The following is a 15,543-nucleotide window of genomic DNA, read 5'->3' as shown; positions in this document are numbered from 1 at the left end:
GGAAATCCCATGGCACAAAAAACCGAAGAGGACGATAAAGTCCGTCTCGACAAGTGGTTGTGGGCGGCGCGATTCTACAAGACACGCGCGCTGGCCAAGGCCGCCATCGAGAGCGGCAAAGTGCATTGTCGGGGTGAGCGTTGCAAGCCGGGCAAGGAGCCTAGAATCGGTGACGAGTTTCAGATCCGGACCGGTTTCGACGAGCGCACGGTGGTGGTCCAGGCGCTGTCGATCGTGCGTCGTGGTGCCCCCGAAGCCCAGACATTGTACGTTGAGACCCCAGCCAGTATCGCCAAGCGCGAAAACGCCGCTGCCCAGCGCAAGGCTGGCGCCCTGGGCGTCAGCACCGACGGCAAGCCGAGCAAGAAACAGCGCCGGGATCTGTTCAAGTTCCATGGTGGGAATACAGCGGAGTAACCTGATCCCGGTAGCGTTATCGGGACTCAATGACAGCGCATCCATCGCCGAGCGTCCAACCTTGCTTGGAACGCGCCCCGATTGTCCATAAAATGCCTCCCATGGTTGAAAATCACGCACCCAAGGGGGTGCGAGTTTGTGATTTCCGGCCCTCGTACTTATTTTGTTATCACTTCAGATACCCAGACCTATGACTGATCTACCGGATACCGACTACACCCAACGCTTCATCTTCGATGACAGCGATACCCGCGGCGAGCTGGTTGCGTTGGAGCGTAGCTATGCCGAAGTCCTTGCCAAGCACCCCTATCCGGAGCCGGTAGCTCAACTGCTTGGCGAGTTGATGGCGGCCGCGGCGCTGCTGGTCGGCACCTTGAAGTTCGATGGCTTGCTGATCCTTCAGGCGCGCTCCGAAGGCCCGGTTCCGCTGCTGATGATCGAATGCTCGAGCGCGCGCGAAATTCGCGGCCTGGCCCGTTATGAGGCGGACAAGATCGCTCCTGATGCGACCCTGGCCGACCTGATGCCCAACGGTGTCCTGGCACTGACCGTCGACCCGACCCAGGGCCAGCGCTATCAGGGTATCGTCGACCTCGACGGCGCGACCCTGTCGGAATGCTTCACCAACTATTTCGTCATGTCCCAACAAGTGGGTACGCGTTTCTGGCTGCACGCCGATGGCCGTCGCGCCCGTGGCCTGCTGCTGCAACAACTGCCGGCCGACCGCCTGAAAGATGAAGAAGAACGCGCCGCCAGCTGGCAGCACATCACCGCGCTGGGCAGCACCCTGACCGCCGATGAACTGCTGAGCCTGGACAACGAAACCGTGTTGCACCGCCTCTATCACGAAGAGCAGGTCCGTCTGTTCGACGTGCAGAAACTGCGCTTCCGTTGCAGTTGCTCCCGTGAGCGCTCCGGTAACGCGCTGGTCAGCCTGGGTCAGGACGATGCTCAGAAGTTGGTGCTTGAGCACGGTGGCGCGATCGAGATCGACTGCCAGTTCTGCAATGAGCGTTATCTGTTCGATGCGGCCGATATCACCCAATTGTTCGCCGGAGCGGGTGTCGATACGCCGTCAGATACTCGTCACTAAAACGTTTCAGCGCAGGTAAATTAACTGGCAAATGCTGGTATAACGCCGTCCTGACGGGAGGGCCCTACTTTTTTTGGGCGTTTCTGGCATAATCCGGCCCACTTTTTTCGCGGTAGTAGTGCAGGACTTTCTACTACAAAACGTTTGGAGCACTCGGCCACTGGCCGACGGGGAACCTCATGACGCAAGCCAATAACGCCGTGTACACCGATCTGAGTGTTGATGATCTGGTTAAACAAGCCCTCAATCGCGGTGAAGGCGAGCTTGCCGATACCGGCGCGCTGGTTGTTCGCACCGGTCACCGTACCGGCCGCTCGCCCGCTGACCGTTTCATTGTTGAAGAGCCAGGCACTCAGGACGCAATCGCCTGGGGCGCGATCAACCGCAAGTTCCCGGCCGACAAGTTCGATGCCCTGTGGGCTCGCGTCGAGGCGTTCAACAACGGGCAAGAGCATTTCGTTTCCCACGTGCATGTAGGTGCGGCCGCCGAGCACTACCTGGCCGTGAAAATGACCACTCAGACCGCCTGGCAGAACCTGTTCGGCCGCTGCCTCTTCATCAATCCAGCCCAGTACAACCCGGCTGGCCGTGAAGAGTGGCAGGTCCTCAACGTTGCCAACTTCGAGTGCGTTCCAGAGCGTGATGGCACCAACTCCGATGGCTGCGTGATCATCAACTTCGCTCAGAAGAAAGTACTGATCGCTGGCATGCGTTACGCCGGTGAAATGAAGAAAGCCATGTTCTCGGTGCAGAACTTCCTGCTGCCGGCCGCCGACGTGCTGCCAATGCACTGTGCTGCCAACATCGGTGAAGAGGGCGACGTGACCCTGTTCTTCGGTTTGTCCGGTACTGGCAAAACCACCCTGTCCGCCGATGAAAGCCGTTACCTGATCGGTGACGACGAGCACGGCTGGGGCGAGGGCGTGGTGTTCAACATCGAAGGCGGTTGCTATGCCAAGTGCATCGACCTGTCCGAGAAGAATGAGCCGGTTATCTGGAAAGCCATCAAGCACGGCGCGGTCCTGGAAAACGTTGTGCTGGACGATGCCAAGAAAGCGGACTACGCCGACGGCAGCCTGACCCAGAACAGCCGCGCAGCCTACCCGCTGGAACACGTCGAGAAGCGTTCCGAGCAAAACCTCGGTGGCGAGCCAAACGCTGTGATCTTCCTGACCTGCGACCTGACCGGCGTACTGCCACCTGTGTCGATCCTCAGCGAAGAGCAAGCGGCCTACCACTTCCTGTCCGGCTACACCGCTCTGGTGGGCTCGACTGAAATGGGTTCGGGCAGTGGCATCAAGTCGACCTTCTCCACCTGCTTCGGCGCACCGTTCTTCCCGCGTCCGGCTGGCGAATACGCAGAGCTGCTGATCAAGCGCATCCGCGGCTTCGGCTCCAAGGTCTACCTGGTCAACACCGGCTGGACCGGCGGTGGCTACGGTGTTGGCAACCGCTTCAACATCCCGACCACTCGCGGCGTGATCGCAGCGATCCAGAGCGGCGCGTTGATCGGTGCCGAGACCGAGCACCTGGACACCATCAACCTCGACGTGCCACTGGCCGTACCGGGCGTTGAGACTGGCCTGCTGAACCCGCGCAACACCTGGGCTGACAAAGCCGCCTACGACGAAGCCGCCAAGGCACTGGCCGGCCTGTTCATCGAGAACTTCAAGAAGTTCGACGTGAGCGACGCGATCAAGGCTGCGGGTCCTAAGTTGTAAGTGTTGGTTTGATGCAAATGAGAAAGCCGCCCTTCGGGGCGGCTTTTTTTTGTCATTCAGCGTTCGCCTCAGGTTTTCAGGTGCAATACAAACGCCCCCACCAGCACCAGGACAACCCCCAGCACCTGTACTTTTCCCAGGCGCTCTTTGAAAAACACATACCCCAGGATTGCCGCAATCCCGCCAGACAGTGTGCTGATCACGGTCACCACGGACACTGAACCCACCGCCGCGCCCCAGGCAAACGAAGAAAAACCCCCGAGGTTCATCAGGCTGGCGGCGGTGAGGGTCATGCAGTTTTTCAGCGGTGGGATCTTCAGGCCATCCTTGATCTTGAGAACGATCAACACCAATACGCTGAAGCCCACCAGGTAGGCGAGCCAGAGCATGGTGATCGGCCCCAGGACCGGCAGGATGAACTGGCCTTGCAGCCAGAAACTGGTGCCGTAGAACACGGCGGCAAGCAGGGCGAAGGCAATGGATTGACGGGTATCCGTGCTGTGGGGCAGGCCGTTGTCGGCGTGGCGGCCGGACAGGATGACGCCGACCACGCAGAGGGCAATGCACAGCCACTGGATCAGGCTGATGTGTTCACCACTGGCCCAGGACAGCAGGGTGGTGACCACACCATAGGAGGTCACCAGCGGCGCGACGATGGAGGCCTTGCCGAGGGAGAAGGCCTTGGACAGCGACAGGGCGCCGGAGACGGTGAGCACGGCGGCGCACACACCCATGCCCCAGACGCTCAAGGGCGCAGCGAGGGATTTGAGCAGGTAGGCGGGGAATATCACCAGCAGCAGGCTCATGATCACAAAGCCCAGGGCCTGGCCAAAATACACGGCGCGCTTCACGCCGACCGCGCGGGCGTTCAGGCCCATGAAAAAATCCGTGCCCCCCCAGAGTGCAGCCGCCAACAGGCCCATCAGTACGTCCACGCTATGTCCTTATAGTGATGCGCTGTGGACGCTACAGGCCTTCGAGCACCTGCGTGTCCCAGCGTTGGGCCTTGCTGGCCTGGTAGAGCATGCCGATAGTCAGCGGGAGCTTATCGCCCCGCCCCTTGGCCCTGCGCTTGATGAACACATCGTAGCCTTCGGGTTGGAAGTAGCGATAGGCGTCGTAGTCGATGAAGTCGATGGCGAACTGTTCTTCCAGTGCTTCCATCAGGTGCCGGGCATCTGTGCCGTCGCAGCCAAGATCGAAATTGATCGAGGTATCGAGGCTGATGGTTTTGCGTTCGGGCAGGCCGAGTTCTTCGTGCAGCAACTGCATGAGCAGGCGCATGGCGTGGTCATCGGGGAAGTGGGGGGCGAGGTTCATGGTTGACCTTCCGGTTGAGGCAGGCAGGCAGGCATGGTAGGGCGTGCCGGGCTTGCGGGAAAGGTTCTGGCTCCGCGAGCAAGGCTCGTTTTATTGCGCCATCCGCTGTTGCACCACCTGCAGCAAATCGCTGCCATCCTGCGTCAACAGGTACAGCGCGTTGACGATGTGCGGGATGTCTTTGCAGTCGGCCTGGTTGAAGCTCAGGCAATACAGCGTTTCGAGCAGGTCGCTGGCGGCACGGATGCGTTGCTGGGCGGCTTCGAGCAGGGCCTGGGGGCTGGCCAGGGTGTCGATGAGCAGCGCGGGAGTGTCACCCGCGGTGGAATTGAGCGGGTGGTAACGGTCTGTTGGCGAGGTGCTGGTGTTCATCGGGGTCAGTCCAGTGCGCATTGGCGGAGTCGCTCGGCAGGGCCGTGCGCTGACGCAAGAGAGTTCACACTTACGGTTGCTCGGCTGCGCAGCAAACTATAAAGAGGGCTGTTTGAATTCAGCAAGATGGCCCGCATGGACAGGATCTGTAGGGCGTTTTCAGGCTGTTGCGTCCTCGTCCTACTCGAGGGTTGAGGTATTCGTAGTGAGCGATCGATAAGTCGGATTGTTCAGGTGCTTGCGTGGTTTCACCTGTAAAACTGCAGCAGAGGGGGCGTCAATATTTGTAGGGGCTTTCCCGTACAGCAGTCGTCTCCGGCTGCTGTGAGGTATCGATGTTTCAATCAGTTCCTTGCCCGATCACGTGCTGTGGTGGTTGACGGGAGGCAGCTTCAAGGTCCAGCAGGCCCTGGCCGTACACTTCGCTGTTGGCATAGATGCCGGTCCGGTTTGTGTGTTTGAGCAGGTGCTGGCGAATCTGTTGCGGGCTCATCTGCGGGTAACGGCTCTGCAATGCGGCCAGGGCCCCGCTGACCATGGCCGCAGCCGGTGAAGTACCCGCCGTTTCGCCGTATTTGCCGGACTTCAAGGTGGTCTGCAAGCCAGTGCCGGCGGAGGAGTCACCCCCGGGAATAGCGATGCACCAGTCCCTGGCAACGCCGCAGTAGTTTGATTTGGCGTTGATAGCTGTGCCGTCCTGCTTCAGGGCAACGACGGCGAGCCATCCCTTTTCCAGCTCCGGCACCGCCACTGGCAAGCCGGGCTCGGCCAGGGGTTCGCGTCTGAGCTCATTGCCGGTCGGAAACACGAATACCGCGCCCTCATTGACCAGTTGCCGGGCCACGGTGAGGGATTCGGGCATGACCTGCTTGTAGCGCGACTCGGTGATCTCGGTTGCCGGAATGTCATTGGCCCATGAGTTGTTGAAAATACGCGCCCCTTTGCCGAACGCATACGTCCACGACTGAGCGATTTCACTGTCGAAGAAGAAGGGTTGATCATCATCGCCAAATCGCATGGGGATCAGTTGGGCGCTGAAAGCGACACCATGCATGCCTTGATCATCCTTGTTGGCGGCAATGATGCCGGCCATCTGTGTTCCGTGGCCGACCCTGTCGGTCGTACCCGGCTGGTTCGTCACGTAATCGTATCCAGGATCGCCAATGCGTCCCTGGAACTCAGGCAGGTCGGCATTCAGCCCGGAGTCGATCAGGGCGACGCTCACGCCCTGACCGCTTGCGCCGCGAGCGTAGATTGACGACGCTTTAATGATCGCCAGCCCTTTCAGGGCGTGATATTCCGGTGTTTCGTAACCCTGTGCGGCAGGGTCGACTACGGCAGGTGTGGTCATGTTCTGGCAGCCGCTCAGCAGCAGCGGCAGGGCGACCAAGCCCAGGCGTGACGGTCGCAAGAGAGCAAGAGACGGTAGCATTTGATTCATAGGGTGTTCCTTCAGTGGCATCCATGCCTGCGAAGCTTCCTGCGACGAGGACGCTTCGCCTGTGGCCGGGTTTTCAATGGGGCGCTCAGGCCCGTCAGGTGAGTCATGAACCTAAACGATTGAACCCTTGGTTCATGAGAGAATTAGTGGTTCTGTTTGTATCTATCGAGAGCGTTTCGCCCCCGACCTTTTCTCTACGCGCTGCTTCTCTGTCCGGGCCTTTGGCGTGGCAGCCGTCAACGGAGTGACCGCTTATGCACAACACCCTCGAACAGGTCTTTGGTTATCCACAGTTCCGGCCTGGCCAGGAAGCGGCAGTCAGTGCGGTGCTGGCCGGACGTTCGGCAGCGGCGATTTTCCCGACCGGGTCTGGCAAGTCCTTGTGTTATCAACTGCCCGCCTTGTTGCTGCCGCACCTGACACTGGTGGTCTCGCCGTTGCTGGCGCTGATGCAGGACCAGTTGGCGTTCTTGCAGCGCCACGGGATCGCGGCAGCGAGTATTGATTCGGCCCAGAGTCGCGACGACGCCAACGAGGTGATGGCGCGGGCGCGCAGTGGCGAGTTGAAGATCCTGATGATTTCCGTGGAGCGCCTGAAGAACGAGCGCTTTCGCAACTTCCTGCAGCAGGTGCCGATCTCGTTGTTGGTGGTGGACGAGGCGCACTGCATTTCCGAGTGGGGTCACAACTTCCGCCCCGATTACCTGAAGCTGCCGGACTACCAGCGTCAGTTCAATATCCCCCAGGCCTTGCTGCTGACCGCGACCGCCACGCCCAAGGTGATCGCCGACATGCAGGCGAAGTTCGCCATCGCACCAGACGATGTGGTGACCACCGGATTCTACCGGCCTAACCTCAATTTGCTGGTTGAACCGGTGCGCGGCCAGGACAAGCGCCGCCGCCTGCTGGAGTGGATGGGCCAACGTGCCGGGCAGCCGAGCATCGTCTACGTGACCTTGCAGAAAACCGCCGAGCAGATTGCTCAGCACCTGAGCCAGAACGGGCTTCAGGCCGAGGCCTACCACGCGGGTTTGCCCCATGAGCAGCGCGAGGCGATTCAACGTCGGTTCATGGGCGGGCAGTCCACTTGCATCGTCGCCACCATCGCTTTCGGCATGGGTATCGACAAGAGCGACATCCGTAACGTAGTGCACTTTGATCTGCCCAAATCCATCGAGAACTACAGCCAGGAAATCGGTCGTGCCGGGCGTGACGGGCAGCCGTCCGATTGCCTGGTGCTGGCCAACCGCGACAGCCTCAACGTGCTGGAGAACTTCGTCTACGGCGATACGCCGGAGCTGGAGGGCATCCGTTGTGTGCTGGATGAGCTGCAGGCCGCAGCGCCGGACGGGCAGTGGGAGTTCCTGCTGGGGCCGCTGGCCGACCAGAGCAACATTCGCCAGTTGCCGCTCAAGACCTTGCTGGTGCAGCTTGAGCTCAAAGGTTTGATCGCGCCTCGTTATGCCTACTTTGCCGAGTACCGGTTCAAGTTCCTGGTGGAACCCGAGGTGCTGTTGGCGCGTTTCGAGGGCGAGCGCCGGGACTTCGTCGACGCGATCATCCAGACCTCGAACCGGGCGCGAACCTGGGCCACCGTGAATTTCGACGCGCTGTATCTCCAGCATCAGGCCGAGCGTGCCCGGGTGGTCAAGGCGCTGGATTACTTTCAGGAAAAAGGCTGGGTCGAGCTTGAAAGCAAGCAGATGACCGAGGTCTACAGCCTGTTGCAGAGCCATTTTGACGCTCAGGCCTTGAGCGTCGAACTGCACGCCTATTTCACCCGACATGAGCGTACGGAAATCTCACGTATCCACGCGATGCTCGACCTGTTCGCCACCGAGCACTGCCTGGGTCACCGCTTGGCGCGGTATTTCGGCGACGATAATGCACCGCAACAATGTGGGCATTGTTCGGTGTGTCATGGACAGGTTGCCCGTTTACCGGAGCCGCCGCTGTTGCCTGCGCTTGTGGATAAAAACTTCGATGCGCTCTGTGGCGATTTTATCCACAAGCATCAGGCCTACAACGGCAGTGTGCCGAGTGCAGAGCGCCTGACCCGGTTCTTGTGCGGTATCAGCGTGCCGCTGTTCACCAAGCTCAAGGCCCGCGCGATTCACGGGTTTGCGGCACTGGAGAATTATCCCTATGCCGAGGTGCGGGGTTGGGCGCAAAGCCAGTTGCCGGGCTGACGCGGAGCGTCACGGGCTGCATTTCCACGCAGAGCGAGGGAAAGATCGAGCGTTGAGTCGGGAGGAACATCCATCCGCTGAATGTCGCCCATCACGGGAATAAACTTCAAAAACGCTGCCGGGCTGACTATGGTGGACGCTGTCTTTGGATCGCCAACAAGAGAGCAAACAATGAGCCAGACGCCCTTCCAGATTCAGCGTGCCGCCGTGATCGGCGCAGGCACCATGGGCCGTGGCATCGTCATGTGCCTGGCCAACGCCGGGGTGCCGGTGCAATGGGTCGACAACAATCCGCAGATGCTCGACCAGGCCCTTACAGCCATTGCCGACACCTGGGCTCACAACGTCCGTCAGGGCCGCATTGATCAAGCCGAAGCCGATGCGCGTATCGCTCGGGTGACCGCGGCGCTCGACTATCCGGCGATCCGCGACGTCGACCTGGTGATCGAGGCGGTCTACGAAAACCTCGAGCTCAAGCAGAACATTTTCCGTGAGCTCGATGGCCTGCTCAAGCCAGAAGCGATTCTCGCCAGCAACACCTCGGCGCTGGACATCGACGCCATTGCCGCCGTGACACAGCGTCCTCAACAAGTGCTGGGCCTGCACTTCTTCAGTCCGGCGCACATCATGAAACTGCTGGAAATCGTCCGGGGTGAGCAGACGGTCCCTGCGGTGCTCGAGGCTGCCGGGGTTCTTGGCCAGCGCATGGGCAAGGTCAGTGTGGTGGCAGGCAACTGCTCCGGTTTTATTGGCAACCGGATGCTCAATACCTACGTGCTTGAAGCACGCAAGATGTTGCTTGAAGGCGCATTCCCCTATCAAGTGGATGCCGTGTTGCAAGGCTTCGGTTTTGCCATGGGGCCATTTCGCATGTACGACGTGGTTGGCATCGACCTCGGCTGGCGGGCCCGGGAGCTGGCGGGTATCGGTCAGGACGAAGCCGAGATTCAGGTGGATAACCGCCTGTGCGAACTGGGGCGTTTCGGTCAGAAGAGTGGCAACGGTTTTTACCACTACGAGCCCGGCAGCCGTCAGGCCGAGCACGATGTCGAGGTGGATGCGCTGGTGCAGCGAGTCAGTGAAGAACTGGGTTACCAGCGCCGGGAGATCGGCACCGAAGAGATCCTTGAGCGCTGCCTGCTGGCCCTGGTGAACGAAGGGGCGAAGATTCTTCAGGAAGGTATCGCCGATTGCGCTCACGACATCGATCGGGTGTACCTCAACGGCTATGGTTTTCCGGCGGACAAGGGCGGGCCAATGGCCTGGGCCGATCAGCAGGGGCTGGCGAACATCCATGCCCGTTTGCTGCGCCTTGAGGCGGAGCAGGGGGCGTTGTGGAAGCCGGCACAAGTGATCGCTGAGCTGGCGGTCAAGGGCGGACATTTCGCCCAGTGACAGGCTGTCTGATCGACCATCACAATCAGCACACTGCCAGTCCCTTTGACGAGAAACCCGATGACCGACCGCATGCCACAACGTACCGACTACCGTCACTTCCAGCCGATCATCACCCGGTGGCACGACAATGATGTCTACGGTCATGTGAACAACGTGACCTACTACAGCTTTTTCGATACGGCGGTGAACACCTACCTGATCGAAGTCGGTGGTCTGGATATTCACGACGGCGAGGTCGTGGGCTTTGTGGTGAGCTCGGCCTGTGACTACTTCGCATCGATTGCCTTTCCCGAGCGCATCGAGATCGGCTTGCGGGTGGGCAAACTGGGCAACAGTTCGGTGCAGTACGAGCTGGCCGTGTTCAAGGCCGGGGAAGAGGAGGCTTGTGCGGCGGGGCGCTTTGTCCACGTTTTTGTGGACCGGGCGTCGAACCAGCCGGTGACGATTCCTGGCGGGTTACGCCAGGCCCTGGAGCGGTTGGTGGTGTGAAACGAAAAATCGCAGCCCGGGGGCTGCGATTTTTTTTGAGTCTCGGTCGTGATGCGGCGTGGTGTTTAGTCGCGATAGTAACGGTGCTTGTGCTTGCGATGCCCATAGGCATGGCCACGGCCCGGGTGACCATCACGGTAGTAGCGGCGATCGTCGTGGCCACCGCGATAGCGGCGATGACCGTTATCGTCATCGTCATCATCGTTATCGTATTTGTTGCCCATGTAGTTGCCCAGCGCGCCACCCGCACCACCGCCAGCGGCTGCGCCGATCAGGCTACCTGTAGTGCCACCTACGTTGCGACCGACCACGTTGCCGCCGGCCGCGCCGAGTGCACCGCCGATGGCGGCTTCACCACGGCTGTGTTTGTTGGCACCCACCGCACTACCACCCGCACCACCCAGTGCGGCACCAATGGTCGAGCCGGTGTTACCGCCCAGTGACTGACCGACGACCGAGCCAAGAACCCCGCCCAATGCGCCGCCCACACCGGCTTCGGTGTTGCCTCCAGCTGACGCTACGCCGCTGATCAGGCCAAGGGACAACAAGAGAATCGAGGAGAACTTCATTAGAGGAGCCTCAAAGGGATGACGAGGCGATCCTGAGGCTGTGACAGGACGGTTACAATCGAAATCCGACGAGTAACACGACTTGTGCACATTTTGCTAAGTTGTTGTTTTTTAGACGGAACTTTATTGGTTTTCGCGGGTCTTTAGCTACTTGAGACAGGCCGCTTTTATGTAAAAGCGGCCTTTTTTGTGGGCGTTTGAAACGTGAAGCGAGTGCAGCCGGCAGGGATATTGGCTGAATACGCAGGCGCCTTGCCTCAGGCCGACCTGGCCATGATCAGCCCACTGTCACTGGCCGCCTCCAGGCGGATCGCCACGAACTTGGAGGTTGGCGTATGGCTGCCATCCCCGGTGCTTTCCAGAGGCACCAGCGGGTTCACTTCCGGGTAGTAGGCTGCCGCCTGCCCGGCTGGAATGTCAAAGGCCAGCAGGGTGAAGCCCTTGACCCGCCGTTCACGATCATCATCCCAGATCGACACGATGTCGGCCTTTTGCCCGGGCTTGAAGCCCAGGCGAATGATGTCGGCTTCATTGACGAACAGCACGTCACGCTGCCCCTTGACACCACGGTAACGATCATCGAGCCCGTAAATGGTGGTGTTGTACTGATCGTGGGAGCGCATCGACTGCATGATCAGGTCCGGCAACTGCCCGGTGGCGCGGGTGCGTTCGTGCACGAGGTCCGACGGCAGGATGTTGGGGCGGAAGTTGGCGCGTCCTGACGCCGTGTTCCAGCGCCGGGCGCCGGCACTGTTGCCCAGGTAGAAGCCGCCCGGGTGTTCGATCTTCTGGTTGAAGTCCTTGAAGCCCGGGATGGTGTCGGCGATCAGTTCGCGAATACGGCGGTAATCGGCGACCAGCCAGGTCCAGTCGACCGGTGTGCTGCCCAGGGTTGCGGCGGCGATACCGGCAATGATCGATGGCTCGGAACGCATCTGGCGGGACAGCGGCTGAAGCTGGCCATTGGAGGCGTGAACCATGCTGAAGGAGTCTTCCACGGTGACCGCTTGCGCCCCTTCGGTTTGCAGGTCGATGTCGGTGCGGCCCAGGCACGGCAGGATCAACGCTTCTTTGCCGTGGGCCAGATGGCTGCGGTTGAGCTTGGTGCTGATCTGTACCGTGAGGTCGCAGTTACGCAGCGCCTGGAAGGTCCGTGGGCTGTCCGGTGTCGCCTGGGCGAAGTTGCCACCCAGGCCGATAAAGACTTTCGAACGGCCTTCAAGCATGGCGTGAATCGCCTCGACCACGTTGTGGCCGTTTTCACGGGGCACCTTGAACTGAAAGCGACGCTCCAGTGAATCCAGGAAAGCCACTGGCGGGCGTTCATTGATGCCCATGGTCCGGTCGCCTTGCACGTTGCTGTGCCCGCGCACCGGACACAGGCCCGCGCCTGGACGGCCGATGTTGCCGCGCAACAGCATCAGGTTGGCAATTTCCTGGATGGTTGGCACCGAGTGGCGGTGCTGGGTGATGCCCATGGCCCAGCACATAATGACGTTCTGGCCTTTGGCGTACATGCGCGCCGCTTGTTCGATCTCGACCAGCGTCAGGCCGGACTGCTCGACGATCTGCTCCCACGGGGTGTCGTCGATCTGGTTCAGGTAGTCGAGGATATTGACCGTGTGTTCGTTGAGGAAGGCATGGTCAAACACGGCCGGCGCCCCACTGCCCTGGGCTTCGCGCTCCCATTGCAGGAGGAACTTGGCCATGCCGCGCAACAAGGCCATGTCACCACCCAGCGCCGGGCGGAAATACGCGGTGTTGGTCGGTTTGTCGCCGTTGGTGAGCATTTCGATCGGGTGCTGCGGGTGCTGGAAGCGTTCCAGGCCCCGCTCTTTCAGCGGGTTGATGCACACCACCTGGGCACCGCGCTTGACCGCTTCGCGCAGGGGTTCGAGCATCCGCGGGTGGTTAGTGCCGGGGTTCTGGCCCCAGACGAAAATCGCGTCGGCATGTTCGAAGTCGTCGAAGGTCACGGTCCCTTTACCGACCCCGATACTTTGCGCCAGGGCCACGCCGCTGGCCTCGTGGCACATGTTCGAGCAGTCAGGGAAGTTATTGGTGCCGAATGCACGGACAAACAATTGATACAGGTACGCCGCTTCGTTGCTGGCGCGCCCCGAGGTGTAGAACTCGGCCTGATCGGGACTTGGCAGGTTCTGCAGGTGTTGGCCGATCAGCGTGAACGCCGCGTCCCAGCTGATCGGGGTGTAGCGATCGGTGTCGGCGTCGTAGCGCATGGGTTCGGTCAACCGGCCCTGGTACTCGAGCCAGTAGTCGCTCTGTTCCAGCAGGGCGCTGACGCTGTGCTTGGCAAAGAATGCCGCATCGACGCGACGCTTGGTGGCTTCCCAGTTGACGGCCTTGGCACCGTTTTCACAGAACTTGACCAGGCCGCTTTCCGGGGAATCGCCCCAGGCGCAACCCGGGCAGTCGAAACCGCCGTTCTGGTTGGTCTTGAGCATCATGCGCAGGTTTTTCAGCGCGTTGTCGCTGGTCAGCCAGGCCTGGGCAACACTGATCAATGCGCCCCAGCCACCGGCCGGGCCCTTGTAGGGCTTGTAGCGCGGGGTGGGTGTCTGGTCGGCTTGATGATGAGTGCTCACGCTTGATTCTCCATCGCTGGGCTGTAGACCCGCGGCGCACTTTTCTGCGGCAGGTGGATGAGGTTGAGGTTGTGCCGGCGTGCCCATTGCAAGGCAAGGCCGGTGGGCGACGACAGGCTGACCAGGGTCTGGATGCCGGCGCGCAGGACTTTCTGGATCAGTTCGAGGCTGCAGCGGCTGGTGACAATCGCCAGCCCGCCGGCCGTCGGGATGTTCTGGCGCACCAGGGCGCCGATCAGCTTGTCGAGGGCGTTGTGCCGGCCGATGTCTTCACGGCCAAGCAGCAGCTCGCCCTGGTTGTTCATGAACACCGCCGCATGCACCGCACCGCAGTGCTGGCCCAGAGGCTGGAAGGCGCCAATGCGCTGGCGCAGGCCCTCGAGCCAGTGCGCGGGAGGCAGCGGTGCCCCGGGCAGTACCTTGAGTTGCGGCAGGGCCTGTTCCACGGCTTCCACGCCGCAGAGGCCGCAACCGCTGGTGCCGGCCAGTTGCCGACGCTGCTGCTTGAGGTTCCAGAAGGCGCGGCTGGCAATGTTGACCTGCGCGTACTGCGCGCTGCCTGCGCCCGTCAATTGCAGGTCATAGATGTCGGACAGGTCGCTGATGATCCCGCTGCCCAGGCTGAAGCCGACAATGAAGTCTTCCAGGTCGGTCGGGGTGACCAGCATCACGGCCTGGCTGATGCCGTTGTAGGCGATCGCCAGCGCCACTTCCTCAGCGAGCGCGGTGCTGGCTGACTCACTGTGATCAAGGTTGCAGTACTGGTAGCTCTGACTGGCGGCGGGCGCGGGCGTTACTGGAGCAGGCGCCGCGCAGGCCGGGCGCTTGGCGTTCATGGGGCAATACCGGCGGGTTATCCAGCCTTAATCCTAGGCGCGGCAAAGTGTCGCGTCTAATCGCTATTACTGATCTGCCGATAGATGCCGTCGATCAAAAGCCTGTCAGTGATTTCTGATAGATCGCAAAACAGGCTTCCGCCAGCGCCGAGCGTGGTGCGCTGCGACGCATGATCAAGCCCAGTCGGCCAAGGGTTTGCGCGTTTTCAATCGGTTGCAGGCGCAAGTGTTCGGTCAGTGATTCCAGGCCACCTTCCAGGGGCATCACCGCGCAACACAGGCCGCCGTGTACGGCTTGCAGCAGTTGATGAACGGCGTCGGTCTGCAGCAGCGGTTGCGGGTTAAGGCCCCGGCTGTGGAAGTTGTGGTCGATGGACTGGCGAAAGTGCATGCCGCTGGTGAGCATGCCCAGCGGCAACTCGATCAGCGCCTCCCAGCTCAATGGCGTGTCACCGAAGCTGAAGAAGCGTTGGTCATAGAGCAAGCCCATGCGGGTTTCGCTGAACGCCAGCGAGTCGAAGCGTTCGCCGTCCAGACGCTCCAGATAGGACACTCCCAAGTCCAGCCGGTTGTTGGCCAGTTGCTCGAGGATCTGTTCGGAACTCAAGGCGGACAGTTCGAAGCGCAAATTGGGGTGTTCGCCGTGCAGTTGTTGCATCAGCGGCAGAGGATCGAAACTCGACAGCGGCACCACCCCCAGGCGCAGCGTACCGACCAGGTTGCCGCGACAGGCTGCGGCCTCCGCCTGCAGCCCGTCATAGGCGGCGAGCACGGTGCGCGCCCAGGCCAGCACCCGCTCGCCCGGCGCGGTGAACCCTTCAAAGCGCTGGCCACGATTGACCAGTGGCAAATCAAGCTCTTCTTCAAGGCTGCGCAAGCGCATCGACAGCGTGGGCTGGGTGATGTGGCAGCGCGCGGCCGCCTGGCCAAAGTGCCGGGTTTCGTCGAGGGCGATGAGGAATTTCAGCTGTTTGATGTCCATCGTCGCTCCAGTGCGCAGCAGGCCAGGAGGAGGATTCTAGCGCGTGTGCGTAATGGGCGTCATTGGTCGGCCGGGAACCACGTTGCACCGTCTTGGTCTAGTCTTTCGCG

At 61.0% G+C, this 15,543-nt stretch carries 14 protein-coding genes; 6 read left to right on the top strand and 8 right to left on the bottom strand.

Annotated elements, in window-relative coordinates; translation table 11 throughout:
- Positions 1-9: 9 nt before the first annotated feature.
- The 3 genes from CKW29_RS21855 (at position 10) to CKW29_RS21845 (ending at position 3,231) form a co-directional block, all read left to right on the top strand.
- Positions 10-417: an RNA-binding S4 domain-containing protein gene (locus CKW29_RS21855; protein WP_095144520.1), complete on the top strand. Its 408-nt coding sequence runs from the start codon at positions 10-12 to the stop codon at positions 415-417.
- A 190-nt stretch (positions 418-607) separates the two neighbouring features.
- Positions 608-1,510, top strand: coding sequence for an Hsp33 family molecular chaperone HslO (gene hslO / locus CKW29_RS21850; RefSeq protein ID WP_095144521.1), 903 nt, complete (start codon positions 608-610; stop codon positions 1,508-1,510).
- 179 nt (positions 1,511-1,689) lie between these two features.
- Positions 1,690-3,231, top strand: coding sequence for a phosphoenolpyruvate carboxykinase (locus CKW29_RS21845; RefSeq protein ID WP_095144522.1), 1,542 nt, complete (start codon positions 1,690-1,692; stop codon positions 3,229-3,231).
- Positions 3,232-3,299: 68 nt separating this feature from the next.
- Here CKW29_RS21845 and CKW29_RS21840 read toward each other — a convergent pair whose 3' ends face one another.
- The 4 genes from CKW29_RS21840 to CKW29_RS21825 all read right to left on the bottom strand — a co-directional run bounded on the left by CKW29_RS21840 (position 3,300) and on the right by CKW29_RS21825 (position 6,355).
- On the bottom strand, positions 3,300-4,154 hold the full coding sequence (locus tag CKW29_RS21840) for a DMT family transporter (RefSeq protein ID WP_095149122.1): 855 nt from the start codon (positions 4,152-4,154) through the stop codon (positions 3,300-3,302).
- 43 nt (positions 4,155-4,197) lie between these two features.
- A complete protein-coding gene (locus CKW29_RS21835; protein ID WP_095144523.1) occupies positions 4,198-4,551 on the bottom strand; it encodes a DUF1493 family protein in 354 nt (117 codons plus the stop codon).
- Positions 4,552-4,641: 90 nt separating this feature from the next.
- Positions 4,642-4,923: a hypothetical protein gene (locus tag CKW29_RS21830; protein WP_095149106.1), complete on the bottom strand. Its 282-nt coding sequence runs from the start codon at positions 4,921-4,923 to the stop codon at positions 4,642-4,644.
- Between the two features lie 340 nt (positions 4,924-5,263).
- Positions 5,264-6,355: a S8 family peptidase gene (locus CKW29_RS21825; protein ID WP_371850804.1), complete on the bottom strand. Its 1,092-nt coding sequence runs from the start codon at positions 6,353-6,355 to the stop codon at positions 5,264-5,266.
- Positions 6,356-6,618: 263 nt separating this feature from the next.
- Here CKW29_RS21825 and CKW29_RS21820 point away from each other — a divergent pair, with 263 nt between their 5' ends.
- The 3 genes from CKW29_RS21820 to CKW29_RS21810 all read left to right on the top strand — a co-directional run bounded on the left by CKW29_RS21820 (position 6,619) and on the right by CKW29_RS21810 (position 10,440).
- Complete coding sequence (locus tag CKW29_RS21820; protein ID WP_095149104.1) at positions 6,619-8,553, top strand: ATP-dependent DNA helicase RecQ; 1,935 nt, start codon at positions 6,619-6,621, stop codon at positions 8,551-8,553.
- Positions 8,554-8,724: 171 nt separating this feature from the next.
- The gene (locus CKW29_RS21815) at positions 8,725-9,948 is read left to right on the top strand and encodes a 3-hydroxyacyl-CoA dehydrogenase (RefSeq protein WP_095149103.1); all 1,224 of its coding nucleotides are present in this window, start codon (positions 8,725-8,727) and stop codon (positions 9,946-9,948) included.
- Positions 9,949-10,008: 60 nt separating this feature from the next.
- Positions 10,009-10,440 carry a thioesterase family protein gene (locus CKW29_RS21810; protein WP_095149102.1) on the top strand — a complete coding sequence of 144 codons (432 nt, stop codon included), beginning with the start codon at positions 10,009-10,011 and terminating at the stop codon, positions 10,438-10,440.
- 65 nt (positions 10,441-10,505) lie between these two features.
- Here the strand turns inward: CKW29_RS21810 and CKW29_RS21805 are convergent, their stop codons facing one another.
- The 4 genes from CKW29_RS21805 to CKW29_RS21790 all read right to left on the bottom strand — a co-directional run bounded on the left by CKW29_RS21805 (position 10,506) and on the right by CKW29_RS21790 (position 15,433).
- The gene (locus tag CKW29_RS21805) at positions 10,506-11,009 is read right to left on the bottom strand and encodes a glycine zipper domain-containing protein (RefSeq protein ID WP_095144529.1); all 504 of its coding nucleotides are present in this window, start codon (positions 11,007-11,009) and stop codon (positions 10,506-10,508) included.
- A 257-nt stretch (positions 11,010-11,266) separates the two neighbouring features.
- Positions 11,267-13,615: an FdhF/YdeP family oxidoreductase gene (locus CKW29_RS21800; protein ID WP_095149101.1), complete on the bottom strand. Its 2,349-nt coding sequence runs from the start codon at positions 13,613-13,615 to the stop codon at positions 11,267-11,269.
- Positions 13,612-14,451, bottom strand: a complete 840-nt coding sequence (fdhD, locus tag CKW29_RS21795; protein ID WP_095149100.1) for a formate dehydrogenase accessory sulfurtransferase FdhD — start codon at positions 14,449-14,451, stop codon at positions 13,612-13,614. The genes CKW29_RS21800 and fdhD overlap by 4 nt, the downstream gene beginning before the upstream one ends.
- A 94-nt stretch (positions 14,452-14,545) precedes the next feature.
- Positions 14,546-15,433, bottom strand: coding sequence for a LysR family transcriptional regulator (locus tag CKW29_RS21790; RefSeq protein ID WP_095149099.1), 888 nt, complete (start codon positions 15,431-15,433; stop codon positions 14,546-14,548).
- Between the last annotated feature and the right edge of the window lie 110 nt (positions 15,434-15,543).

Origin of the sequence: Pseudomonas sp. Irchel s3a18 (genome assembly GCF_900187535.1) — a bacterium.
Lineage (GTDB): Bacteria > Pseudomonadota > Gammaproteobacteria > Pseudomonadales > Pseudomonadaceae > Aquipseudomonas.
The sequence above is the reverse complement of the archived record's forward strand: the minus strand, read 5'-3'. Positions and strand labels throughout refer to the sequence as shown.